The organism is Microbacterium sp. B35-30, from assembly GCF_010634855.1.
Classification (GTDB): Bacteria; Actinomycetota; Actinomycetes; order Actinomycetales; family Microbacteriaceae; genus Microbacterium.
In genome coordinates, this window is record NZ_MWLQ01000017.1 from 56,857 (window position 1) to 80,213 (window position 23,357).

At 65.2% G+C, this 23,357-nt stretch carries 24 protein-coding genes and 1 tRNA gene; 19 read left to right on the top strand and 6 right to left on the bottom strand.

From position 1 onward, the window contains the following. Nucleotides 1–226 precede the first annotated feature (226 nt). Nucleotides 227–352 carry a hypothetical protein gene (locus B2K11_RS20750; RefSeq protein ID WP_275576763.1) on the top strand — a complete coding sequence of 42 codons (126 nt, stop codon included), beginning with the start codon at nucleotides 227–229 and terminating at the stop codon, nucleotides 350–352. Nucleotides 353–560: 208 nt separating this feature from the next. On the opposite strand, the gene B2K11_RS09395 is transcribed toward B2K11_RS20750, so the two are convergent. Further along, nucleotides 561–1,031 carry a hypothetical protein gene (locus B2K11_RS09395; RefSeq protein ID WP_163618018.1) on the bottom strand — a complete coding sequence of 157 codons (471 nt, stop codon included), beginning with the start codon at nucleotides 1,029–1,031 and terminating at the stop codon, nucleotides 561–563. Between the two features lie 240 nt (nucleotides 1,032–1,271). On the opposite strand from B2K11_RS09395, the gene B2K11_RS09400 reads away from it, so the two are divergent. The 7 genes from B2K11_RS09400 to B2K11_RS09430 all read left to right on the top strand — a co-directional run bounded on the left by B2K11_RS09400 (nucleotide 1,272) and on the right by B2K11_RS09430 (nucleotide 6,408). Further along, nucleotides 1,272–1,964, top strand: coding sequence for a hypothetical protein (locus tag B2K11_RS09400; RefSeq protein ID WP_163618019.1), 693 nt, complete (start codon nucleotides 1,272–1,274; stop codon nucleotides 1,962–1,964). Between the two features lie 329 nt (nucleotides 1,965–2,293). Further along, nucleotides 2,294–3,013, top strand: a complete 720-nt coding sequence (locus B2K11_RS09405; RefSeq protein ID WP_163618020.1) for a hypothetical protein — start codon at nucleotides 2,294–2,296, stop codon at nucleotides 3,011–3,013. A 333-nt stretch (nucleotides 3,014–3,346) separates the two neighbouring features. Beyond that, nucleotides 3,347–4,006 (top strand): hypothetical protein, encoded by a 660-nt coding sequence (locus B2K11_RS09410; RefSeq protein WP_163618021.1) that lies wholly within the window; start codon nucleotides 3,347–3,349, stop codon nucleotides 4,004–4,006. Between the two features lie 31 nt (nucleotides 4,007–4,037). Continuing rightward, nucleotides 4,038–5,354, top strand: coding sequence for a hypothetical protein (locus tag B2K11_RS09415; protein WP_163618022.1), 1,317 nt, complete (start codon nucleotides 4,038–4,040; stop codon nucleotides 5,352–5,354). A 184-nt stretch (nucleotides 5,355–5,538) separates the two neighbouring features. Continuing rightward, on the top strand, nucleotides 5,539–5,727 hold the full coding sequence (locus B2K11_RS09420; protein WP_163618023.1) for a hypothetical protein: 189 nt from the start codon (nucleotides 5,539–5,541) through the stop codon (nucleotides 5,725–5,727). A 215-nt stretch (nucleotides 5,728–5,942) separates the two neighbouring features. Then, on the top strand, nucleotides 5,943–6,323 hold the full coding sequence (locus tag B2K11_RS09425) for a helix-turn-helix domain-containing protein (RefSeq protein WP_163618024.1): 381 nt from the start codon (nucleotides 5,943–5,945) through the stop codon (nucleotides 6,321–6,323). 13 nt (nucleotides 6,324–6,336) lie between these two features. Next, nucleotides 6,337–6,408, top strand: a tRNA-Arg gene (locus B2K11_RS09430). Between the two features lie 37 nt (nucleotides 6,409–6,445). Here the strand turns inward: B2K11_RS09430 and B2K11_RS09435 are convergent. Together B2K11_RS09435 and B2K11_RS09440 are read right to left on the bottom strand one after the other, a co-directional pair. Next, complete coding sequence (locus tag B2K11_RS09435; protein WP_163618025.1) at nucleotides 6,446–6,934, bottom strand: hypothetical protein; 489 nt, start codon at nucleotides 6,932–6,934, stop codon at nucleotides 6,446–6,448. A 58-nt stretch (nucleotides 6,935–6,992) separates the two neighbouring features. Then, nucleotides 6,993–7,316 carry a helix-turn-helix transcriptional regulator gene (locus B2K11_RS09440; RefSeq protein ID WP_163618026.1) on the bottom strand — a complete coding sequence of 108 codons (324 nt, stop codon included), beginning with the start codon at nucleotides 7,314–7,316 and terminating at the stop codon, nucleotides 6,993–6,995. 383 nt (nucleotides 7,317–7,699) lie between these two features. Between B2K11_RS09440 and B2K11_RS09445 the strand changes: the two genes are divergently transcribed. From B2K11_RS09445 to B2K11_RS09495, 11 genes are read left to right on the top strand one after another with little or no spacing between them, the layout of a single operon-like run. Next, entirely contained in the window at nucleotides 7,700–8,434 is a 735-nt protein-coding gene (locus B2K11_RS09445; RefSeq protein WP_163618027.1) for a hypothetical protein, read from the top strand. A 13-nt stretch (nucleotides 8,435–8,447) separates the two neighbouring features. Then, the gene (locus B2K11_RS09450) at nucleotides 8,448–9,047 is read left to right on the top strand and encodes a M23 family metallopeptidase (RefSeq protein ID WP_163618028.1); all 600 of its coding nucleotides are present in this window, start codon (nucleotides 8,448–8,450) and stop codon (nucleotides 9,045–9,047) included. Between the two features lie 21 nt (nucleotides 9,048–9,068). After that, a complete protein-coding gene (locus tag B2K11_RS09455) occupies nucleotides 9,069–9,365 on the top strand; it encodes a hypothetical protein (protein ID WP_163618029.1) in 297 nt (98 codons plus the stop codon). Further along, the gene (locus B2K11_RS09460; RefSeq protein ID WP_163618030.1) at nucleotides 9,365–10,822 is read left to right on the top strand and encodes a hypothetical protein; all 1,458 of its coding nucleotides are present in this window, start codon (nucleotides 9,365–9,367) and stop codon (nucleotides 10,820–10,822) included. The genes B2K11_RS09455 and B2K11_RS09460 overlap by 1 nt, the downstream gene beginning before the upstream one ends. Next, complete coding sequence (locus B2K11_RS09465; protein ID WP_163618031.1) at nucleotides 10,819–12,312, top strand: SCO6880 family protein; 1,494 nt, start codon at nucleotides 10,819–10,821, stop codon at nucleotides 12,310–12,312. Before B2K11_RS09460 ends, B2K11_RS09465 begins: the two co-directional genes overlap by 4 nt. After that, nucleotides 12,312–13,919, top strand: coding sequence for a hypothetical protein (locus B2K11_RS09470; protein ID WP_163618032.1), 1,608 nt, complete (start codon nucleotides 12,312–12,314; stop codon nucleotides 13,917–13,919). The genes B2K11_RS09465 and B2K11_RS09470 overlap by 1 nt, the downstream gene beginning before the upstream one ends. Nucleotides 13,920–13,922: 3 nt before the next feature. After that, nucleotides 13,923–15,212: an AAA family ATPase gene (locus B2K11_RS09475; RefSeq protein WP_163618033.1), complete on the top strand. Its 1,290-nt coding sequence runs from the start codon at nucleotides 13,923–13,925 to the stop codon at nucleotides 15,210–15,212. Nucleotides 15,213–15,229: 17 nt separating this feature from the next. Further along, nucleotides 15,230–17,041: a TraM recognition domain-containing protein gene (locus B2K11_RS09480; RefSeq protein ID WP_239525899.1), complete on the top strand. Its 1,812-nt coding sequence runs from the start codon at nucleotides 15,230–15,232 to the stop codon at nucleotides 17,039–17,041. After that, complete coding sequence (locus B2K11_RS09485) at nucleotides 17,038–17,436, top strand: hypothetical protein (protein ID WP_163618035.1); 399 nt, start codon at nucleotides 17,038–17,040, stop codon at nucleotides 17,434–17,436. The genes B2K11_RS09480 and B2K11_RS09485 overlap by 4 nt, the downstream gene beginning before the upstream one ends. Further along, a complete protein-coding gene (locus tag B2K11_RS09490; RefSeq protein WP_163618036.1) occupies nucleotides 17,433–17,915 on the top strand; it encodes a hypothetical protein in 483 nt (160 codons plus the stop codon). Before B2K11_RS09485 ends, B2K11_RS09490 begins: the two co-directional genes overlap by 4 nt. A gap of 34 nt (nucleotides 17,916–17,949) precedes the next feature. Next, a complete protein-coding gene (locus tag B2K11_RS09495) occupies nucleotides 17,950–18,402 on the top strand; it encodes a single-stranded DNA-binding protein (protein WP_163618037.1) in 453 nt (150 codons plus the stop codon). Between the two features lie 185 nt (nucleotides 18,403–18,587). Here B2K11_RS09495 and B2K11_RS09500 read toward each other — a convergent pair whose 3' ends face one another. The 3 genes from B2K11_RS09500 to B2K11_RS09510 all read right to left on the bottom strand — a co-directional run bounded on the left by B2K11_RS09500 (nucleotide 18,588) and on the right by B2K11_RS09510 (nucleotide 23,290). Then, complete coding sequence (locus B2K11_RS09500; RefSeq protein WP_163618038.1) at nucleotides 18,588–19,688, bottom strand: hypothetical protein; 1,101 nt, start codon at nucleotides 19,686–19,688, stop codon at nucleotides 18,588–18,590. An 82-nt stretch (nucleotides 19,689–19,770) separates the two neighbouring features. Continuing rightward, nucleotides 19,771–20,322 (bottom strand): uracil-DNA glycosylase family protein, encoded by a 552-nt coding sequence (locus tag B2K11_RS09505; RefSeq protein ID WP_163618039.1) that lies wholly within the window; start codon nucleotides 20,320–20,322, stop codon nucleotides 19,771–19,773. A gap of 61 nt (nucleotides 20,323–20,383) precedes the next feature. Then, nucleotides 20,384–23,290, bottom strand: a complete 2,907-nt coding sequence (locus B2K11_RS09510; protein ID WP_239525901.1) for an AAA family ATPase — start codon at nucleotides 23,288–23,290, stop codon at nucleotides 20,384–20,386. Nucleotides 23,291–23,357 lie beyond the last annotated feature (67 nt).

Sequence of the window (23,357 nt, forward strand, 5' to 3'; positions counted from 1 at the left end):
GCCGTTCCAAGTCCAGGTACTCCCGGACGAAGTCACGGCGAGCGCACCCGTTGGGGCTGGTAGAAGAGCAAGGACGGGACCTTCGGGGCCCAGATCGGCAGCGGGTACCACATTTCTTGCGTCCAGATGTAGGCGAGAGTCTGAGGCGCGAGTGCGTGAAGAGCTCGGCCTCGGCTCCTGGTCGTGCACGCACTCCGCGACGTATAACGCTGATTGGCACGACGATGTGCTTTGTAGCAACGGCACCGAGTCGCATCGTCCCTACCTACGGGAATGGGACAGCTTCGTCGAGCAGTGGGAGATCATGGAGTCCGCCGCGGAGTACGAGGCCGAACTGAACGCCGGCGGGTAGCGAGGTACCTGCACTCCTCATCTCGAGCTGAAGCTCGACGTGGGACCGGAGAATCGACAGCGGCTCTACGGTGCCGTGGCACGCCGCGCGCCCACATAGCTTGCCCGCTATCCCCCTCAAGCGCGCACTGCCCGTTTAGGGATCCCGCTCGTGCACGTGACCGCATGCGGATCGAGGCGGACAGTGGGCGCTACCGAGCGGTGGGAGGCTACGATCGCGGATAATCGATCGCTACCCCGAGGTGATTCGCGACGGCACTCGCAGTGAGTCGAACGAGCCGGTTCAGGAACGCTACACACTGTTCCGCGTCTTTGAGTTCAAGCCACGGGGCACCCGCGGTCTTCTTGAGGCGCACCGTCAACAAGGCGTCGACTTCAGGGAGCGAGTCGTGGCCATGCGCCAAAGCGTGCCGTACCTGGAGCCACTCATCGAGGCGCGCTTCAGTCATGGCCGGGGTCCACCTGATGCCCTGCTTTCCGCGCCCACCAGCGGTGATGAAGGTCCAGTGCACTTGCGGATCGAATCCAGCGCTCGACATGAGGCGGCGCGTATTCCGTGCATTCGGAGTCGCGAAGTCATTGATCGCCTTGCGAATCGGCCCAACATTCGCGTCGTATCGGGCAACGTCGATCGGCGCCGGGCCGGTCGGACGTGCTGTGTCAAGAATCGCGGTCGTCATGTCCTCGACAGCGGCTTGCCATGCCGCTACCGCAAGAACAACGACGCGCGGTTGAGCGATGCCTCCTTCGGCCGGCGTCCTCGCCGTGGACCCCCGTGGTCACGATGAACCTCCACGATGTTGTCACAATGCTTCAGGGCAAAATGGAATTGGTCAACAGCCTGCTGCAAGTCCATCTCGCGAGTCTCGCAGAGGGAGACCACGGCGGCGGCCACCGCTACCGCCGAATACGATCAGCCCATGCCCTCTCCAGATAGCGGTCAAGCACGGAACACCATCGCAGGGATCGTCGACGCCATCGCAGGCGAGATCCCGGTTGTCGGCGCAATCGTGGGATCGTTCACCGCAGTCGCGAGTGCGCGTCAACGCGAGCGAGACGAGGAGTTCTTCGCGATGGTAGTTGCGAAGGGAGCGATCACCGAGGAGCGGGTGGCCGCGATCGCGCGGGGTGAGGACGACGAATTCCTCGCTACCGCCTACCGAATTGTGCGCGAGGCTCGAGAGACAGCTGACACAAGCCGGCGGCAGTTGCTTGCACGTGTTCTGGCAAATTCAAACGGATGGTCCACGTTCTCCTTGGACCAACGTGAGAGCCTCCTCCCCATCGTGCTTGGCATGACGCCCCTACAGGTGGTTGCGCTGGAGTACTTCGCTGACCCGCGCCAATGGTTTGAGACCCGCGGCATGCCCATGCGGATGCACGAAGGAAGCGAACAGCGCGACGGCCTTCTCCAGGATGCATTAGGGGGGCCGGACGACGAGAAACGCCAGATGGTGCGTATCGCATGCGAAGAACTCAGCAGGAAGGGACTGATAGACGGGTCGGTAAGAGTTCAAGCAGCACCGGGATCGCATCCCAAGCGTCGGGCGTCATCTCTCGGGGAGCGTGTGCTCAGCTTCATCGGCCGCGATGACCCCTCTGAGCGGCAGTAACAGTGGGTGACATCCTTTGGTGGTGCACACGGGTGGACGGCGCGGCCGACGGTCATGACCTCGTCGCCACGGCTCCTTCGGGGAATGACTAGCAGCGAGTGAGAAACCTCGGCTCCTGCGAGTCGACGATCTCGAATGCTGATGTTCTTCACACGGTCGCCGATGAATCACCGCACTGCTGGTCAACGCCTGGTGTGAAATCCGATCGCCTATCGCGGTCCCCTAATCGCGCACCGCTCGAAAGGGGATCCTACCTGGCCGGGCCATGACTGGTTTGAGGAGGCAGAGTGGCGTGCTAGTCGTCGGACCGTGGCTGTATCGTCCGAAGCATGATCGACGGCGCTCAGATCGACACCACTCTCGACTTCCGAGCAGACTCGCGCGGGCGTGACTCGGACAGGCACAGCCCGACGCTCCAGTCGTATCACCGCCTCTTGTGGAGCCGACCGCTGCCAGACGGCACGATGTTCGAGTTGGAGTCAGTGCGTCGCAGGGGTTCGTTCCTATTGCGGTACAGCGGTGACCGCGATGACCTGTACCTATCCAGCGATATCCTCGCCAACTCGAGTAAGCGCCCGTGCAGACAGTTCTACGATCTCGTCCCCGAGGATGTACGCGCCCACTTCCACTCGGTCGGCCTTTCGATCGGTGGCCGGCTAATCTTCCCTGCGGAGCGCGTGAACGGGATGCAGACGGTCAACCAACGACGTGGCACTCATCCGCGTATCAGAGACCGTTTCGATCTCACGCTCGAGTGCATTCGCCGGCATTACGCCGGCGAAGATAGCCCGCTGAGCCTGGTCCTCACGGCCAACGAGGGCTTCTTCCAACTCTTCCGAGACTTCGACCGGTACGTCGACTTCTTCCTGCTGCAGGATCTGGTGGATGACTCCTCATCCGTCCGCTTCTACCTGCCGTTCGACGGCTTCACGGGTGCGACACTTCCGACCTCGTCCACACAGTACGGGGAGTTCATGCAACGCCAAGTCGAATTCGTCGAAGCAAGGAATCGCAGGATCACGCGCGCATTGGCGGTGGCCTCCGCGTGACGCTCCACGACCGCGTTCTACGGACGGCCGTCGGCTCGCGGAATGGTGCGTCTGAACATGCTGCCGAGGGAATGGAGGTTGGCCGAGTTGTACGGCCCCCTGGATCACGAGCCGACCAAATGCGCGCCGACGGCTCCGCTTCCGGTCATCGCACGGTAAGGCATGGTCGCCGCCCGCACATGTGTGCGGCCTCGCGTGAGATGAGCGCAAAACTCTGCCGGCCGATTGACATCGACCGCGTCCGATTCCTGACTCGTCTGCGCCTTCGCTGTCGCAGGGAACGGATAGAGTCACAGGACTGCACCGTCGCATGCATCTGGGGAGATTGAACGCATGACCACCACGGCCGCGCCGCCTTCGGTGACCGCACCCGCGCCTAAGCCGCCTGGGAAGAGGTCGGTCTTCGGAAGGGTCCTGCTAGTCGTGCTGCTGACCCTGTTGATCGGAGGCGTCGCCGTCGCGGGTGTCGTGATCGGGCGATTCTTCATGCCAGCCACGGAGATGAGCGACTCGCAGATCTATCAGTCGGTCGAACGCACAGAGGAAGTGGCGCTGCTGGCCCTTGGAATTCAGGGGATTGCGAGGGAGAACGAGCCGGGCGAGATCCTCGGAGTGCGGTTGCCCGCGGGCGACCGGACAACCATGATCCAGTACGAGTTCACTGCAAAGGTCGGTATCGACGGCGCAGACGTGCAGATTGACGACGCGTCGGTTGGGGAGAACGCCTTCATCATCTCGATTCCCGAGTTCATCTTCATCGGGTACGACGACCCGCACTTCGAAGACCCAATCGAGGGCAACGGACTTCTGAGCTTCATCACTGAAGAGATCGAAGAGACCGACATGATCAACAGCATCCTCAGCGATGAAAAGCAGCAGGCCTACATCGACGACCACATCGAGTTGCTGAAGGAGCAGTCGCAGGACTACTACAAGGGCATCATCACGAGTATCGACCCTGATGCCACTGTCTCGTTCGAGTTCGCAAACTGACCCTCGAAATCCAGTAGCAGAGGACGACCTCATGACCGAAGACCCTGACGGCCTGCCGAGCATTGAGCCCGGCCAAGAGATAGAACTGATCAGTGACGGCGGGGGCCTGCTCGTCTTCGGCGAACCCGCCGCCGTCGAACTGTTCGTCGCATCGACCGGAGCCCCGTCGCGGGAACTCGATTTGCGACCGCTGAACGCGGCAGTGGCGAAGAGCGGGTCGGCGCTGCAGACCGCGTCAGAGGTATCGGCGAATGCCGGTCGCTGGATGAAGCTGACCGAAGAATCCGCACGCGCCGCGCAGAACGCGAACCTAGTCCAGCGGTCAGGCGGACAGTTCGTGCAAGCCACAACTCGCGGCGCCGAGGGACAGTTCACAAAGAACCTCCAATTCATCAAGCCCGGCAACGCGACCGCCATGCTCACCAACCCCGCGATCCTCGCCGGCGTCGGCGGCATCATGGCCCAGTACGCGATGCAGCAGCAGATGGAGGAGATCACCGAATACCTCGCGAAGATCGACGCCAAGGTCGATGACGTCCTCCGCGCCCAGAAAGACGCCGTACTGGCTGACATGATCGGCGTCGAAATGATGCTCGACGAGGCGATGGTTGTTCGGGCAGAGGTCGGCCGAGTGTCGGAGGTGACGTGGTCGAAGATCCAGGGATCGGCATCCACGATCGCCCGCACACAGGCGTATGCCCTGCGCCAACTCGACGCGCTAGCCGAGAAGCTGGAAAAGGAAACGAAGATCGGTGACCTCGCCGAGTTGTCGAAGCAGGCGCAGGACACCGTCGTGGAGTGGCTCGCAGTGCTTGCCCGTTGCTTCCAGTTGCAGGATGCAATGGCGGTGTTGGAGATCGACCGCGTGCTCGATGCCTCCCCCGACGAGCTCGACAGCCATCGACTCGCGCTGCACACGGCGCGTCAGCGGCGAACGGACGCGATCTCGAAGGCGACGTCGCAACTCGTCGCCAGAATGGACACAGCGGCAAGTCGCGCGAACACCAAGGTCCTGCTGAACCCGGTATCGGCCAAGGTCGTCGTGAACGCAAGCAACGAGGTCGCGGCTGGAGTCAGGAACCTTCACCTGACGCTCGGCCTCGCAGACGAGCGAGACTTCCTCGAAGCGCGCCGCTGGTCTGCCGCGGCCGCCGACGTGCGGGACGGAGTTGTCGGCGCAGGCAAAGACGGGCTTCAGACCGTGGGCCGCTTCGGCAACAACACACTCGAGAACGCGCGGATGTCGACCGGACGCCTCGCGGGCAAGATCGCAAACCGCCTCCAACACACGGGCGAGACGAATGCTCCCGAAGTTACTGACGCCGAGGACGCGGACGCGGACCGATGATCTGACGGCGTTGTGCGATTCGGGTTGGGAGAATGATGCGCTCGCTCGACGGGGGCGGCGTCGTCGTCTACGCGATGACGCAGCTGCAGCGTGACGAGATGCTCGCCCAGATGGGTTCGTCCGCGCACGACGCCGCCCATAAGTTGATCGAAGATCAGCCAACTCCTGTGCTCGCATCGACGAAGTGTGGAACGCGCTCAACCCACGTCTGCTGTGCCACGGCCACATGCACGTGAAAGCCGACGGCACGACGACGGACAGCCGACGCGACGTCCGCCTCAACCGCGACATGCAGGACGGCAACGTCACGCTGCTGGATGTAGCGACATTCGACATAGAACTTCCCCCGATGCAGCAACTCCGAAATCGATGAGGGCTGTCGGTCGACCCGGTGCCGAAGATTCGAGAATTTGGGCTCGGTGCGCGACCGGCGAGCCCAGACGCCCGGACCCAACCGAATGGCCTGGAAGCCCGAGAGAGACGTCAAGGGGGGCCGCGCACTGGCGCATTTGCGGCGTACGATGCTTCCAGGACGGAGCTGCTCGGGCCCTGGGGGCAACCCCGGGGCCTTCGTTCGCAGGAGGGACCATGCGGTTCAAGGTGATGGTGACGAAGGTCGAAGTGGCCGAGTTGTGGGTTCGAGCCGCCGATGAAGAATCCGCAGCGAAGAAGGTCAAGGACGAGTTGACCACCTCGTGGGCGTTCGCCGGTAGGTGGGAGACGAAGGCCACCGACGTGCAGGTGGTCGAATCGCAGCCTGAGCCGGGCACCTCGGATCAGCGCCAACTGTCGGCGTCGGGGCCGATGCTGCTCAAGCTGAAGGACGCGGCGAGCGAACTTGGCATCTCCTACGGGACATTGCACGCGCTGATGAAGGATGGGGTCATCGAGCACACACAAGTAGGGTCCGGCAAGTACATCTCGCGGGCGACGCTCACGGCATTCATCGAAGCAAACACTCACAGGTAAGATCAGAACGCTGGCCTCCGTAGCTCAGTGGAAGAGCCACTCCGTCCTAAGGAGAGGGTCGGGGGTTCGAATCCCTCCGGGGGCACCTTGAGATGAGTGGCGACAGAGGTCTTACCGAGTCGCTACAGATAGGTCATGCTGGGCAGATTTCCGCGCCCGGCCACCGACCGCTTCACGTCGCTCTCCGGACGCATCGCGAAGGCCAACACCCTTCGCCGTCGATCGTCTCCCAGGAGGGTCAAGCGACCCCGACCGGGTACCGCATCCATCGGCAGCACGTACTCGATCCATGCCAGCGCAACTGCGCGCGGATTCATCTCGAGGTCGTCTACGTCGAAGTAGACACTCGCGAGGTACTCGCGTCGACCGGCGCGCACAGTAGACCGCTCGGCGAAGGTTGGGACGGCGCGCGGCCGACGTGACAGATTCGTCATCGAGAGCGCGGATCGCCACACCTGCTCAATAACGCGGTCCTCCACCACGCAGGCAGGGTGCATCTCTACTTGAACATGATCGATCACATACACGCCGCGGGCGCGCCGCTTCAACCGCACGACAGCAAGCGCAACGAGCAAGAGCCCAGCGACCACCGCCCAGATCCAGACATCCACCGCGACCACCTCCTCGGGCTAACCCCAGGCATACCTCCGGCCACCGACACACGACGGCTCAGAACTCTCCGATCGCCATCCCGAGACGAAGGTAGAGGTCGGTGACGGCCTCGTTGTTCACGCTGTATTTGACCCAGACGCCCTTACGGGACTCGCCCGCAACGCTGGGCGGGTCGGCGATCACGAGGCCGGCCGCCTCGAGCTCATTGAGCCGCGGCTGGATTGTCGTCGGCCCCAGATCGAGCGCGTCACAGATCGGCCCGACCGTTACGTCAGGGTGTGAACGCAGATAGCGGAGGATCGCCGCTTTGACGAGATTGCCGAGAAGCGCGATCGGGTCGTGGGCATCTTCAGAGCCCGCTGGTTGCGCGAGACGAGGCATGGGGCAATTCTGGCCCACGGGCCGCGACGAAGTCCAGCAAAGCATCCTATTTAGTTGTTTACTTTCGCCCCACACTCGTATACCGTGTGGCCATGATGATCGGTAGGGTACTTGTTGGACTGCGCATAGCAAATGCGCCGTCGGCGGTGTCCCCCGTTCGACCGACAGACAAGATCCTGATCCAGGAGATAAACTACGCGACCCTCAGGAAAGCATCGGTCGACTCCTCCACAGGCGGCAGCCGCAACAGACTTATCCACAACCTTGCATCGATTCCTTTTCCGCGACCGCACCGCGTGTTTAGGATGCGGTCACGGCGACCGTCGCGCGAGCAAAATCGTCCGTGCACGGTGGCCGTCCTGAAGGATCAGGAGGGCTGACCGATGATGATGAGCGAGAGTTCGGGACGACGCGGTGTCGCGTGGGCGATCATCGGCGGACTCGTCCTTATCGCCGGAATTGTCGCGATCATCGTGGGCGCCATGCTCGCGCAACCGGGGCCCACTCCGACGAGCGAGCCGACGTCCTCGAGCACACCCAGGCCGACAGAGACCGGCGAGCCCGCCGGCACGTTCGTCGATCCGTCGGCCGCCGACCGTGGCTGGACGCCCGAGCCGATCACCACGGATGCCGATACCTACATCGCTGCCGCCGTGGCGGCGGCCTCCACCTTCGACACCACCCTCAGCACCCGCGAGGAGTGGCTCGGCTACCTCGACACCTGGTTCACACCCGACACCCGTTACACATCCGAAGCAGATCAGCTATCCGCGATGGAGGACTCGCAGGTCGAACTCCGGACGGGCGTCGCGCTGCCACGGGAGGAGTGGGACTCGCTCTCTGGCGAGGATGGCCGCGTCGTGGCGGTGACGACGGGTGACATTGCGTATGTCCCAGTACCGGACGATGCATCGGGAGATATGTCGATCGGCACGTCGGACGTGACGCTGACGTTCACTCGCTCAGACGGCTCCGGCGGCGAAACGTCCTACGACGAGCAGGTGCGCGTGAGCGTGCAGGTACTCTGCGGCGAAGCATCCGTGCCGACGCCGGATTCAAACCAGCAGGCAGGCGACTGCAAGGTGGTTCGCTACTTCACGGAGCCCTTGGAGCCCTGACATGGGAGCCCCGGTGATCGCCGCAGCAGCCCTCAACACGAGGACTGGTCGGAAGATCCTGACAGGGGCGCTCCTCGGCATTCTGCTTATTGCGGGATTCCTTGTCACCCCGCTCATTGCGATGCCATTCGCGATTATGGGCGCTGCCGCGAGCACCACCGAGACGACGACGGATGGCGCACCCGCCGTAAGCGGCGACTGGAACTACCCGCTAGCCGGCGGCTACTCCAAGGGTCGTGGTTTCGGTCACAATCCGGTGACCGGATGCGGCTACTGCTCGGTGAATCACCAGGGCTATGACATGGCCCAGGGATGCGGGGCGACGATCTTCGCGGCCGGCCCAGGGCGCGTCATCACTGCCGGCTCGTATCAGGGCTACGGCAACACCGTCCGGATCGATCACGGCGACGACATCGTCACTCTCTACGGCCACATGCAGTGGGATTCCCTGCGCGTCTCCGTCGGAGACGACATCACCGCTGGCACACCCATCGGCGCCGAAGGCAACACCGGCAAGTCCTTCGGCTGCCACCTCCATTTCGAAGTCCGCAGATCAGGTAACCCGATACCTCCCGAGCCCTTCATGGCCGCACTCGGCCTGCCACTGAAGTAGTCACCGCGAAGGAGAACGATCATGAACACCTACACCGTGCCGACGGATGTCGATATCCCCGATATCCAACCGGACTTCTCGGCCCCGTTCTTCCAGGGCTTCCAAGTCATCGCGTCGTACATCCTCGCGGGGGCGATGCTCGTCGTCCTGGTCATGCTGATCATTGCTGGCGCTGCGCTCGCGTTCCGGGGTCTCGCATCTGACCGCGTGCGCACCTGGGCGGGCGAGAACATCCTCTGGATCTTCATCGCCGCCGCAGTGCTGGGCGCGGCATCCGGCCTCTTCGGCTGGTTCGTGAACTTCGACTTCGGATTCTGATGAACCTCGTCCGAGTCGTCCGCCTCGGCTTCGCCGTCGGGATCGCACTCGTGCTCGGCTCAGGAACGGCTGCGCACGCGACGACGACAGATGCCGCAGCCGTTGTGCCGATGGCGTCCGTCAGCGGCGAGCCATGGTCAGCACCCGCGTACCCAGTCGACTGCCAAAGCGCCAGCGAACAGGTCACGTGCACGCCGGCGGATCCGAATAGCGTCACAGCGCAGCAGTGCTTCATCGGCGTGAACATCACAGGAAAGAAGAACACTGTCTGCACCACCTTCGACGGACACGTGCAGGCGATTCAAGCTGACGGTGGCCGCGCGCTCGAAGTGAAGTACGGCTGCAGCATCGGTGACGCCGTCTGCGTCACGTTCGAGAACGCCGGCCGCGGCATGGCCCTCGCCGCGACAGGGATGATGTTCTCCGTCGCCGACAACATGCGTTTCGACACCTCCACGCTCCTGTGGGCCGCCGCGCTCGACCAATGGTCCTTCTGGCAATGGGCGATCCTCATCATCGCCTTCGGCGCAATGGTCTGGGCGATCGCCGCCGCCGTCGTCTCCGGCGACCGCCAAGAGCTCGTCGGTGCGCTCGTCCGCTCCTTCATCGCCATCCCCGCCGTACCGATCACCCTCTGGCTCACCGGTCATCTGCTCAACGCCGTCGATGACATGACCTGGTACATCCTCACCGGCGACGGCCGCGACGCCCTCTACTCCACGCTCCAGTCGGTTATGTGGGCCGGCGGCCAGGCAAACTACTTCTTCGCGTTCCTCATCCACTTCATGCTCATGCTCGGGATGCTGCTCCTCATGCTCGTCTTCGCGTTCCGCAACATCGTGCTCGCAGCGCTGATCATGGTCGGGCCAGTGGCATGGATGCTGTTCCCCGTCCGCGGGATCGGGCCGCAGTGGGTCGTGCGCTACGTGTCGGCTGTCGTGGTGCTGCTTCTCACCGGTCCACTGACGATCGGGTTCGTCACGCTGATCATCAACGGCCTCGCATCGGTGAAGACCATCTGGAATCCGCAGTCGTGGCCACTGATCATCGGCCTCGTCCTCGTCGCCTTCGCGCCGTTCGCGCTGTTCGGCCTTTTCAGCTTCGCGGGCGCGGTCGCCGCAGACGGCGTTGGATCGCGCCTCGGCTCCCACGGCGGACGAATGGCCGCTGGCGCAGGTCGCTCCGCCGCCCGGATACCTACCCGCCTCGGTGCACTCCCCTCGGGCATCCGCCCTGCGGGTAATCGACCGGGCTCAACCACTCCGTCGCCAAAGCCCGCGACAACCCGCTCGACGTCCACCACTCCGCGTGGCGCGTCGACCCCCGCCCAGACGCGTGCGACCTCAACCACGACAACACAGCGCGCAGCGCAGACCCCGACTCTCCCGGCCTCTACGTCACCGCCTCGCTCACCACAGCCTCCGCAAACCCCCATGCCTGATCGGAGTTCGTCATGACCAGCACTCCCGAGTACGCGCGCCCCGTACGTCTGCCGCGCCGGTCGCGGCAGGGCGTCGTCATGGGCATGGACCCGTGGCAACTCGCGTTCGTCACAGCGGCCGCTCTCGTCCTGCTCATCTTCGTGAACCGCTTCGGGCCTCCTGGTCTGCTCTACGGCGCACCGATCTACTTGGCGTTCGGGGTCACTGCCCTCACCAGCATCCACGGTGTCTCTACCCCGCGGATGGCGGGACTGTGGTTCATGAAGCAACTCCGCCATGCGACGGGCGCGACGACCGAGAAGTTCCGCCCGGAGCGGCCGCGCATGGCCGGAACCCTCAACCTTCCGGGCACTCGCGCGTCGATTCAACTCTGGGATGTCAACAACATCGCAGCGACGTACAACCCACACGATCGCTCGGTGTCGGTGATCGCCGAACTCGAGGTGCAGGGCTTCCTCATGCAGGATCTGCCCGAGCGCTTCGATCTCGCCGAGCAGTTCGACCGGGTGCTGGGGCCCTTCACACAGCGACCAGGCGTCAAGCGTGTCACGCTGCAGGAGCGCACGCTGCCCACGACGATCCGCGCGGCCCGCGAGCACTACGAGAAGGTGCAACGCCTTCGCAAGCTCAACCCCGACTCCCCCGTCGCGCACAACTACGAGGAGGTCATGGATCGCTCCGAGCGATTCGAGGTCGCGCACCGCAACTACATAGTGCTGACCCTCGATCTGGTCTCGCTCGGTTCTCAACTGAAGGCGCTCGGCGGCGGCAAGGAAGCGATTATCACCCTCGCGCAGATCGAAGCTGGCAACCTCTCCGACGCCCTCACGTCCGCCAAGATCATGGTGCGCCGCTGGCTCTCGCCGCGCGATGTCGCCGCGCTCGGGCGGCTGTCGTTCGACCCCGAGTTTGCCCCCATCGTCCAGAACCGGCCAGAGAGGGTCGCGGGCGTCGATCCAGCCGCGATCGGCCCGATGTACCTCGAGGAGCCGAAGGGCAGCAACGGCATCGTCATGACCGACTCCGGCGTGCACACCACGATGTGGATCCACGAGTGGCCGCGCTCGGACTCCCCCGTCGGCTTCCTGTCGCCGGTGGTGTTCGCACGGCAGCCCCACACCGGCGAAGCGATCACGCACATCTTCTCGATCGTGCTCACCCCGGTTCCGGTATCGAAGGCTCTCAAGCGCATCCGCGACGAGAAGAAGGTCTGGCGCGGCAACGAATCGCTACGGGCGAAGCGCGGTGCAGACGGATCGGCGGCGGATGCTGCGGACTGGCGTGCACTCGAACAGCGCGAACAAGAGATAGCTCGAGGCCACGGCGAGTTCCAGTACGGCGCCTACCTCACGGTCACCGCACCTGATGAGGGACGCCTTGATCAGGCGATCGCCGGCATGCGCAACGCGCTCTCCCGCGCCGGCATGGAGGCGCAGATCCTTTACTGCCAGCAGGCGGAGGCGCTGATGGTCAACGCTCTGCCGATTGGGATGGGGATGAAGTGATGGTGCGGCACGCGGCATCCTTCACCCCCGCTGAACTCACGAGGCGCGAGCGGCGCGATCTGCAGCGGGAGGTCAACAGAGCTCGCCAGGATCAGAAGCCGGCGCGCACGTCGCGTCGCGACCGCGGCCTACCTGAGGCTGGTGTCCCAGGTCCGTTCGGTCCGGGTCTCGTCCACGGCGGGTACTGGAACCTCGCGAAGGCGTGGATCCCCGCGCATCAAGCAACCTCGCAGCACATCGCGGGGATCTATCCCTTCGTCGCCGACTCCGGACTGGGCCACCGCGGGCCGATCCTCGGGGTCGATCTGAACGCCGATGCGCTCTGGCATTTCTCGCCGTGGGAGGCCTACGTCGACGATTCCGAGCGCGGCACGTTCTCGACGAACATCCTCGTGCTCGGTGCATACCGGGGCGGGAAGTCCGCGACGGTGAAGACCCTCGTCACTCGGTCCATCGCGTTCGGCCACCAAGTCGTGGTTCCGTCCGACCCAAAAGGCGAGTGGGTGACCGTGGCCGAAGCGATTCCGGGCGGTCGCGTGATCCGACTCGGCGGTGGCACCGGCACCCGGCTCAACCCGCTCGACCGCGGGCCGCGCAGAACTGACGCTACGGACGAGCAGCACGAGCAGATGGTCAAGCAGCGCCGCATCAACACGCTCATCTCTCTCATCGAGATGACGTTGGGCTCGCGCCTCTCCGCCGTCGAGCATGCCGCGCTCCTCGACGCGCTCGACCGATGCATCGACCGCACCTCAGATCGCCCAACGCTCCGCGGCGTTTACGAAGAACTCGGCGCGATCGCGAGAGACACGAGCGCCGACTTCCACGCTGCAGACGGCGCGATCCAGCCGCGATTCGTGCTCCGCCGCTTCGTCGAAGGAGATCTTTCCGGCTTGTTCGAGGACGAGTCGACGGTCGAGTTCGACCAGGCGGCTCCGATCGTGGTCACCGACACGTCCGAACTCTTCGCCCGCGGCGACCTCGCGGCGCAGCTCACCCAGGTGTGCTCGACCGCCTGGATCCAGGCCGTCATCTCGGACCGCGCGGCTCAGCGCACCCGCTACGTGGTGCGCGAAGAGGGCTGGCGTGACATGACGTCGCTGTCGTCGCTGCAGATGTTCCAGCAGTGGCTCAAGCTTTCGCGTCACTACGGCATCAGCAACATCGTGATCCTGCACAAGATGGGCGACCTCGACGCCGTGGGCGACGAGGGCTCGCTCGAGCGGTCACTCGCCTACTCGATCGTTGGCGACATCGAGAACAAGTTCATCTTCCGCGTGAACCACCAGGAGCAGGCGGCACTCCGCGCCCGCCTCAATCTGCCGGCGCCGCACGTCGAGATGGCTCGGCATCTACGCAAGGGCGAGTTCCTCGCCTACGTCGGCCAGTACGCCTACCTCGTCGACTGCTTCGCCACTTCGACCGAGTGGGAGTACCGGCTCTTCACCACCGACGACGCCGTAACGGCCCCAGACCGCGATGACAGTGAACCCCCTGTCATCGACGCCGCGACGCTCGACGCACTGTGGCCAGACGCACGAGACACCGACACAGGAATAGAGGGCTGGCTCAGCGCTGGTCCCCGCGAGAACACCGAGGAGCGGTGAGCCATGAGCACGATCATCAGTCACCCTCGCGCATACGCCGACGTGACCGGACGCCACATCACGTTCGTCACACACGATGGCTACGGCGACGAGATCCAAGCTGACTCCGACGCCGACGTGCGCCACGCGATCATCCGGCGTGCGACCAGCGAGGCCCGCCGATCGGGTGCGCCGCTCGAACTGATCACCTCGGGCGACCACGGCAAGCACCGCCTCCTCGTCGCACCCGACGGGCAGGTGACGCCCCTCGAGCCGCCGGCACCCGCACCCACCCCGCCCGACCGACCCATCGGGCGCACCCAGACGGATGGAGAGGAGGTGAGCGAACAGGCTCCGCAGCCAACTGCGACGGAGACCGCCGCCGCACCGGCTGCGGAGCCGCCCGCTCGTCCGTCCTTCCTCAAGCCGCCGACGACCGCACCGACGGCATCGGGGGGTTGGCGCGGCGTCGCACGACGCATCGGAATCGCGGTTCGACCTTCGGCCGCGGATCGTCAGCGCGCCGAGTGGACTTCCGTCGTCTCAAGGCAGTGGGCGGGATGCCGCACCATCGCGATCGCGAACGGTAAAGGTGGCGTCGGCAAGACGATGACAACCGCCATGCTCTCCGCCGTCTACGCACGCGAGGGCGGCGGGAACGTGCTCGCGTGGGACAACAACGACACCCGAGGCACGCTCGGTTGGCGCACCGAGCAGGGGATGTACGACACCACGCTGCGTGACCTGCTGCCCGAGGCATCCCGTCTCCTGACGCTCAGCGCAGGGGTCTCCGACATCGCCCAGTTCGTGCACCACCAGGCCACAGACCGCTACGACGTGCTCCGCTCGAACCCGGAACTGCTTGCCACCGATCAGCGGATCGCGTCGGCCGAGTTCGACCTGCTGATGCAGGTCGCGGCTCGGTTCTACCGTCTTGTCATCTTCGACTCAGGCAATGATGAGTCGGCGGAGCGGTGGCTGCGGATGGTCGACAGCTCTTACCAGTTGGTCATCCCGACGCTGGCAACGCCAGAATCAGCGGAGTCAGCCGCATTGCTGCTGGACGCGTTGCGCGGACGCGATGAGCGGTCGGGCGTCCTCGCCCAGCGCGCGGTCGTGATCGTCACGCAATCCGAGTCCGCGCCAACCGCGGCTCACCGGATCGCGGAGGGGTTCGCCGGTCACGTCCGGGCGGTGCACATCATCCCGTTTGATCCGGCTCTCAAAGCCGGTCCGTTGCGCTTCGACGCCCTTCGCCGACGCACGCGCGATGCCTGGTTCGCCGCCGCTGCGGCGACAGCTGAGGGGTTGTGAGCGCGATGAACCAGGGCATGCTCGGAAAGGCCATCGCGGTCGTGATCGCGGCAGCGGTGGTCCTGTCTCTCGCGTTCGGATTCCTGGCGGAGTCGGTCACACAACTCGTGTGCAGCGCCCGCCCAGCGCCCGAACACCTCTTCGCGGGACTCGCTCTCGCGATCACCGGTGACCCATCCGCGTACGCGTCGCCAGGCGGATGCATGATGCCGGTCGTGTGGATCCGCATCCTCGACGTCGCGATCATCATCGTCGTCGCTGCGCTGGTGGTGTGGGGGCTCGTCGCGCTGCGGCGCTACCGCGAGTCCGACCGCGGTTTCCTCGCCGATCTGCGAGCGCGACCTGGATTCGCCACGTCGGCCGAGGTCCGCGACCACCTCTCCGGGAAGGCCGTCCTGCGGCGTGCCAAGCAGCTTCGCCCCGACCTCGCCAAGCCGACCCCGACCGACGTCGGGTGGCGCGTCGGCACCTCGCGCGGGCAGGATGTCCACGTCTCGATCGAAGACTCCGTCGCACTTGAAGGTCCGCCCCGCTCAGGTAAGGGCTACCGCGTGCTGATCTCTGCCATCGTCGACTGGTCCGGACCGTTGATCACGACCTCGACGACGAACGACAATCTCACGGCCACGATGCGGATGCGGCAGACGCGTGGCGACGTCCACGTCTTCGACCCGCAGAGGCTCTCAGGCGCACGGCATCCACTTCGTATCTCCCCGATCGCGGGCTGTGAAGACCCGATGGTCGCCATGCAGCGCGGCAACGCGATCATCACTGGCACCGCGCTTGGCGCGTCGAGCACCAATGGCGAGTGGGCACAGGCCGCGGGCGTCGCGTTGGGTCGCCTGCTTCACGCGGCCGCCGTGGGAGGTAAGTCGATCGCTGAACTGTACGACTGGGGAACGAGCCCGGCGCAGACCCGTGACGCGGTCAACATCCTCAAGGCAGACGGCGCGCCGGGCTGGGGCGACAGCCTGGGCGCCACGATCGCCGGCGACGAGAAACTCGTGTCGTCCATCTGGTTCGGAGTGAGCGGTGCGGTCGCGCCGCTCGCCGTCCCGCAGATTCGCGATGCGCTCTCGCCTCGGCCTGGCGACCCTGAACTGGCACCTGGAGAGTTCCTGGATGCCGCGAACACGCTGTACTTGATCGGCTCGTCCGCGGGTGCATCAGCGATGGGCGGATGGCTCGGCGCGGTGCTCGACGACATCGTCGAGGTTGCCCGCAATCGGGCGCTCGCCTCACCAGGTGCACGACTTGCCCACCCGCTCGGACTGATCCTCGACGAGATCGCGAACATGTTCCGCTGGGGCAGCCTGCCACGGATCATGGCCGACGGCGGCGGCCGGGGCATCTGCACGTTCATAGTGCTGCAGGCGCTTTCGCAGGCCGAGACGTCATGGTCCCGCGCTGAAGCCGACACGATCTGGGCTGCCGCCACCGCGAAGGTCCTTCTCGGCGGTGCGAGCCACGTCGATCACCTGCGCGACGTCGAGTCTCTCCTGGGCATGCGTGAGACGCGACGGGAGCAGCGCTCATGGTCAACGCGGGATGCCGGGTACTCGACCAGCGAGCACCATGAGCGTCGACCGCTGATGTCGGTCGACGAGATCCGCCGGCTTCCGCCGAGCGCTGGCCTCCTCGCTTATCGCAACAGGCGCAGCGTGCTTCTCGACCTTGCCGGGTGGGACGAGCGCCGCGACGCCCGCGCGATCCAGACCGGCAAGCGCGAGACCGAGCAAGAGCAGCAGACCACGTTCGAGGAGGCTCGTCGCGCGACAATCGCTGCCCCGCCCTTTGCTGATCGCGCCGAGGCGGTGAGTGAAGAATGACCAACCGACGGAAGCCCCTGCATGCCAATGCCTACCGGTCGGCGTTCCTCCGATCCCGCGCATGGTTCGCGCGTCGCGACGAGTGGTTCGCGGAGCAGTCGCTGGTGCTGCATCCCCTTGTCTGCGCCGGCTGCGGTAGACCGGCGAGCAAGCGGGACCTCGAATTGCACCACCTCGACTACGCCCGCGTGCACCAGACCGACGACGGCCGCTGGGTCGCACGCGAGCGTCACGCCGACCTCGTGCCGATGCATCCCTACTGCCACGAACTGCTGCACCGACTCATCGATCGCGACGCCGTGCTGTCGCGCCACCGTACCCGTCGCGCAGCATCCGAGATCGCGCTGAAAGCACTCCGCCGCAAGCTCCAGGCGCTCAACGGGACCGCGTCATGACCAACTACGGCGACCCGCCGGACCTCGACGACCTGATGGCTCAGGACATGAGCGACTTCGATCCCGGCACCCGGTCGGGCTCATCGGAGCCGATCGGCGCTCGCGTCGTCGACTGGCGCACGTTGGCGGATGCGGACGCTCGTGCGGCGTGGGACTCACTCCGCGAGTGGGTGGAGTGGTTCACCGTCCGCTATCAGATCTCAGAATCGATCGTGCCGGTGTGCTGGTACAAGCACGGCAACCTCGTCGAGGAACTCTCGGCGCTGCACATCGCGCACGGCGTCGCGTTCGATTCATCGGATGCCGGATTCGGACCGATCGGGTGGCATGAACGCCTCAGCCTGGCGATCCCACGTCTCAGGAACGCGTACGCCGGTGGATGCTCGCGTGGACACAACCGGTACAAGCCCCGCTCGTGGGCGAACGCCGTCGACGAGCAGGAGTGGAACGCATGGGCCAACCAGGCTCATGCCGAGTGAGGCGCCCAGGCACCTCGGAACGGAAGGAAGAAGGATGACCACGAGAATCCCCGTCACCATCGAGGGCAACCTCACCGGTGACCCCGAGCACGGCGCAGGTGAGTCGGGCAACGAGTACGCCCGCTTCACCATCGCGGTCAACGACCGGCGCCTCAACGAGACCACCAACCGGTGGGAAGACGTCGGCACGGTGTTCCACCGCGTCGTCGTTTTCAACCAGCAGTCCCGCAACGTCGCGACGTCGCTCCGCAAGGGCGACAGCGTGATCGTCGCCGGCGACCTCCGATTCGGCACCTACACCGACAAGGAGACCGGCAACACTCGCGAAACCCGCGACATCGTCGCCGACAACATCGGCGCGTCGCTGAAGTTCGCGACCGTCCAGGTCGACCGCGCCCCAAAAGCTAGCGGCCCCGCTGCGGATCGCTCCGCCACGGGGCCAGTAGCCGAGCCGGTCTCATCCACCGGCGCCGGGGTTGCTCGCTGACCCATCGCAACAGGAGAGCGGCGTGGGAGTCATCGTACTCCTGCGCCGCTCTGCGCGTGCCGGCGCGACGGTGGCCAGGCATCCCCCCCGGATGCTGCGCTTCACCCAACAGGGTGGCCGGTGACTAGCGGGCTCGTCGACCCGGTCCGGTATGTCGGCATCGATCCACCAACTGGGCGTCCGAGCTACAGCCACTTCCGCAACAGATCCGTGGTCATCGCAAGGAGCCGCTTGTCGGACTTGAGGTACGCGTCCATCAAGGCGCGCGGCTCCACCCCGGGACGGTAGAGGTAGCCCTCCATCGAGACGACGGCGACCGTCTCGGCTCCTCTCCGAAGGGCCCAGTAGTGGCTATAGGGCTCCCCATGGATGCCGAGCCTGGGCGTCCCGGCGAGCTCAGAATCGACATCAGCGAATTCGCCGATCAGCCCCGCGCGTGAGAGCCCCCACTCGGAGCTGTCGAGTGATTCACTCCGCACATCCCACGGACGCCGGTCGTTGACAAGCATCGCGAGCGCGGCCGCGAAGAAGCGATAGCCGATCGCCCGTTCGGTCGTTGACGGACTGGATGATGGCGAGCCCCACCCGGCCCTTGCTTCGATGTCTTTGACGAGCTCATGTGGGCCGGCGGCCTCGAGAACCGAGATCCAGCTAGCCACGATCTCGCTCTGGCCACCGCGATGGATCTGAATGGTCCCGGCTCGATTCAACATCACACGGGGAGCGACAATGCGCGGGTCTGGAGTGAACTGATCAGGGGTCGCGACGCAGAGCACATCGTACTGGCCCCCACCGGGATGCATCTCATAGACCATCAACTCGGGATGGCGCCGCACGAGCTCTGATGCGATCCACCAGGATTGGGCGATGGCGAAGCGGCTCGATCCCCAGTTGCCGGGTGCGGGATCTGCGCTCTCGATGGCCAATCCTGTGACGCGAAGCGTGCCGTCCGGCGAAGCGACGGATGCAGGGCGGGCCATCTGGGCCTCGAACTGGCCACGAACCTCTTCATAGACCGACTCAGCGTCGGGCTCGCCGATGTCGAACAGCGGGGTCTTGGGTTCGTACAGTTGCCAGCTCGGTGAGGTACTCGCTTTGTACCCGATCCAATGCTCCGCCGACTCCATGGGCCGCTCAACAATCGCCTTCCACCCGCGGTCGCGATACTGCTCGTGTTGGTGTGGATAGAACGGAGCCGCCTGCTCGCCATCGATCACCCACACGCCGACCGGCTCGAACGGCATTCCCTTGCCAGTCCTGACACTGTGAATCGCAATTGCCGTCACGGCGGACCCTCGCCTTCAATCAGTAGTGTCGCCACGCTATCGGCGGAATGCTTCAACTCGCCTGCGGCCATGAACGCGCGCGCTACCCGCCCGACTTCAGATGCGACGAGAGCTCTAACATGACGCGCTCGACATTCTCGCGCTTATCGAACGGACCCGGCATCCGGAACACTCGTGCTCCCCACGACGTCCGCTTCGACTGCATGCCCGCCACACCCTCGCTCCCGAGCAGCACCTTCACGGGGTGGCGGAATACGCTGACGATCAGTCCGACGTGGCGGGATCGGAGGTTGTCCGCGAGTTGCGTGCTTCCGTAATGGATTTCGTCAGCACCGACGTCGCCTTCGCCACGACTCGGCCGCTTGACGATGTCGGTGAAGCCGACTCCTGCGGCGAGCGCAGCATCCTCGAAGTTTCGGCCAGCCGGCGCACGGAACAACCCGGCGGCAGCCAGTTTGCGCAACTGACCCTGACCAACCCGGCCCTGGTAGTAGTGGCCCGCCTCGACGCTCGACGACGCGGGGTTGAGACCCACGATCATTGCGCGGGGCACGTCGGGCCACACATCAGCAAGCGTGAGGACCTCGCGCCCCATCCAGTCCTCGCGAGTCTGAAAGCCAATCAGTTCGGTCATGAGGAATCTCTATCAGGTACTTCGCCCACCGTTCGACCGCCCACGCACCGATCGATCAGCATCAGCGCCCCAGCAACGAACTTGTCCGCGCTTCGGGCGCGGCAATCGGAGCCGCGGCATCGTCGGCTTGGGCCCGAGCAGCCACGCTGCGCTCAGTCTCGAGGTACCGCCGCAGGAGGTCCTCGTGTCGTCGAGCCGCCGACTCGTACCGAGCGCGCAGCGAGCGACGCACCTGGACCAGATCGTCGTCCGACGAGTCACCTCCTGCTCGACCATGACCCCCCGCCTCCTTCGCCGCGACCTGGCTGTCGAGGCTGAGCAGTGTCTGTCGCGTCGTGCGCATCCAATGGTTCAGTTGCCGCACTTCCTCGCCGACCGCATGCTCGGCTGGACGGGCAGCCCTCCCGAGTTCGCTCCGCGCCGCGCGCACCGAGTCGTCAATGCTGACCTCGGGGATGCCGCGCATCATGCTCTGCGCGATCTGCTCCATTGCGGCGGTATCCGTTCGCGCAATCGCAATCGCCTCGTTGTGCGCGCGCCCGCGCGTCATGCCGACGTACAGGCCCGAGGCGTCCACGCCCGGGCCGACGATCGACGCATCCGCCGTCTCACCCTGGATGCCGTGCACGGTCGATGCGTATGCGAGATGTATGTGGTCGGCGGCGTACTCGCGGTTAACCACGCGGACGTCAACAGAGTCATTCACGCTCACCAACTCGAGCCCGGCCGACGTGATGCGACGCACAACCCACACCGCGCGGTTCTCCACGCCCGTCGCGCGATCATTGCGCCGGGTCTGCACGACGTCGCCTTCGAGCAGCCGTTGCTCACCCTGTCCAACAGCGATGCGAGCGAGCACCAGTTCCCCACGCTCAACCCGCCGCTGCTGGATGGCCCCGTTGATCGCGTTCGCCTCTTCGTTGGTGCTCGTCACGAGAGCAACGCGACCGTGACCGGAAGCCCAGCGGAAGTAAGACTCCACCATCACGTCGCGCGCTTGAACGTGATCGGACACGCGATGGACCTGGCCGCGATAAGCGAGTTCCCTCACAACGTCGAGCGCAGCTTCTTTGGATGCCGGCTCCCGCATGCGAAGAGTGAGTGCCGCATAGTCCGGATCGACGAAACGGTGTACGGCGGTCAACTCGACGACGGCCGTCGCGCGACGGGTCATCATCGCCATCGCACCCGAGTGTCCGACGGGACGAGCTTGGAGGTGGTCGCCGACCATCGCAATCCCGGCACCGGACTCGGCAGCGACTGTGGCGAGCGCATTGGCCGTGTGAAGGTCGACCATTCCGGCCTCGTCGACCACGATCCGGTCGCCTGCCGCGAACGGATACCGCCGCGGGCCTGAATAGGTGATTCCGGTGACCGGGTCGATCTCGCCAACAGTGAGCCGCGTCCAGACCTCGGCGCCGGCCGCGTCGCGTCCCCACCGGAATCCGTGATCGCCAAGAAGCGCATGCAGGCTTGAGGCCGATGCACCGATCTCCCTTCCGGCGACCGACGCAGCCTTCTTCGTTGGGGCGACCACGATCATCCGGCGCCCGCGGTGCGTGAGCGCCGCTTTCGCCAGGCGCAGCATCGTGGTCTTTCCCGCCCCCGCCGGGCCGGTCACCGACACCAGGCAATCCGTACCCGCGATCGCCGCCACCGCCTCAACCTGGCGTTCCTCGAGCTCGATGCCATCGCTGAGCACCGTGGATGCAGCATCCACAATCTCGTCATCATTGATACGCACGCCAGCGCGGCTCAGCGCATCGAAGCGGGCGGCCAGCTCAACCTTGGCGACAGCCGTGGCCGAAGCCATGTATCCCTTGATGTGCGCGGGGCGTTCTGTCTCACTATCGAGCAGGTCGACCGTCTGCTCGAGCGCGCGATCGATGGCCCCGTCGATAAGCCCCTGCAGATCTCCGCGCGGCGCGACCACCCCGGATGCCGCGACCGCCCGCGTGACACCGGCCCGAATGTCGAACAGGCTGAAGCGTCCGCCGTAACTCGCTGCCCGCGCATCTGCCTCGACCACTGCCTGAGCTGCAAGCATTCCGAGGTCCAGTTCGTCGAGAGATCTGGACCTCACGGGGATCTCGTCGCGCTCGCGCGAGATCCTGTCGTCGATCGCGACGAGTTCGTCGGTGATGAGCCGTTCCCATGTCTCTTCATTGATGTCGCCGGGTTTGTTCGGGCGCGCCTTCGCCCATGCCAACCTGTCAATCCGGTGCAGCTCGTCCGGGCTCGGCTCGAGACCCGGATGGTCACTACGCCAGGCCGCGAGCAACACCGCTCGGTTGGCCTCAATCTGAGTCGACCGCCGCGAGAGCGGACGCACCGCATGTGCGAGTTCAGCGATCTCGCCATCAGCGTTCAGCCTGAGTCCGTGACGCGCGAGGGCGCCGACCCACTGCGGATCCGTCCGCGCCGCGAGCTCCCCCTCGGCGTTGATGACCGTCTGCATCTTCATCGCCACTCGGGAGTCGACGTTCGACCACTTGCCATCCTCGCCAAGCACCTTCACGTTCAGCCACAGGTGCCGGTGGACGTGCGGGTCGAGCGCCCGCGATCTGCGGTGCTGTAGTTCGACGACCTCGATGCGGTGAAGGGATTCCCGGATGCTCCCGCCAGCGCCACGGCGCGCGTTCAGCTCGCTCTGCCAGGTCTTGATGATGCCGTCGCGGAGCCGATCTTGCAGGGCTTCGAACTCATCCGCGAGGTCGGGGTTGATCATCGCCGCGATGCTGTAGGACTTCGGTGCGTTGATCGTCCCGTCGAGGATCAGGTCGGCGGCGGGCGAGGTGAGGTCTCGACCTCGACGCTCATCGGTCGCCGGGTCACGGCCGTCCACCCAGCGGCGAAGCTGCTGTTCGTCGAGGGTATCCGTGGTGATGACGCCGGCTTCGACGGTGAATCGGCTAACCCCCACGTGACCGGCTTCGCCGTAGATCGTGAGCGCATCGACGCCGGCCACCTCGCGGAGGTGTGAGTCACACGACCCCTGGAACGCGTACGCGAGTGCTTGTCGAACCCCGTGGGAT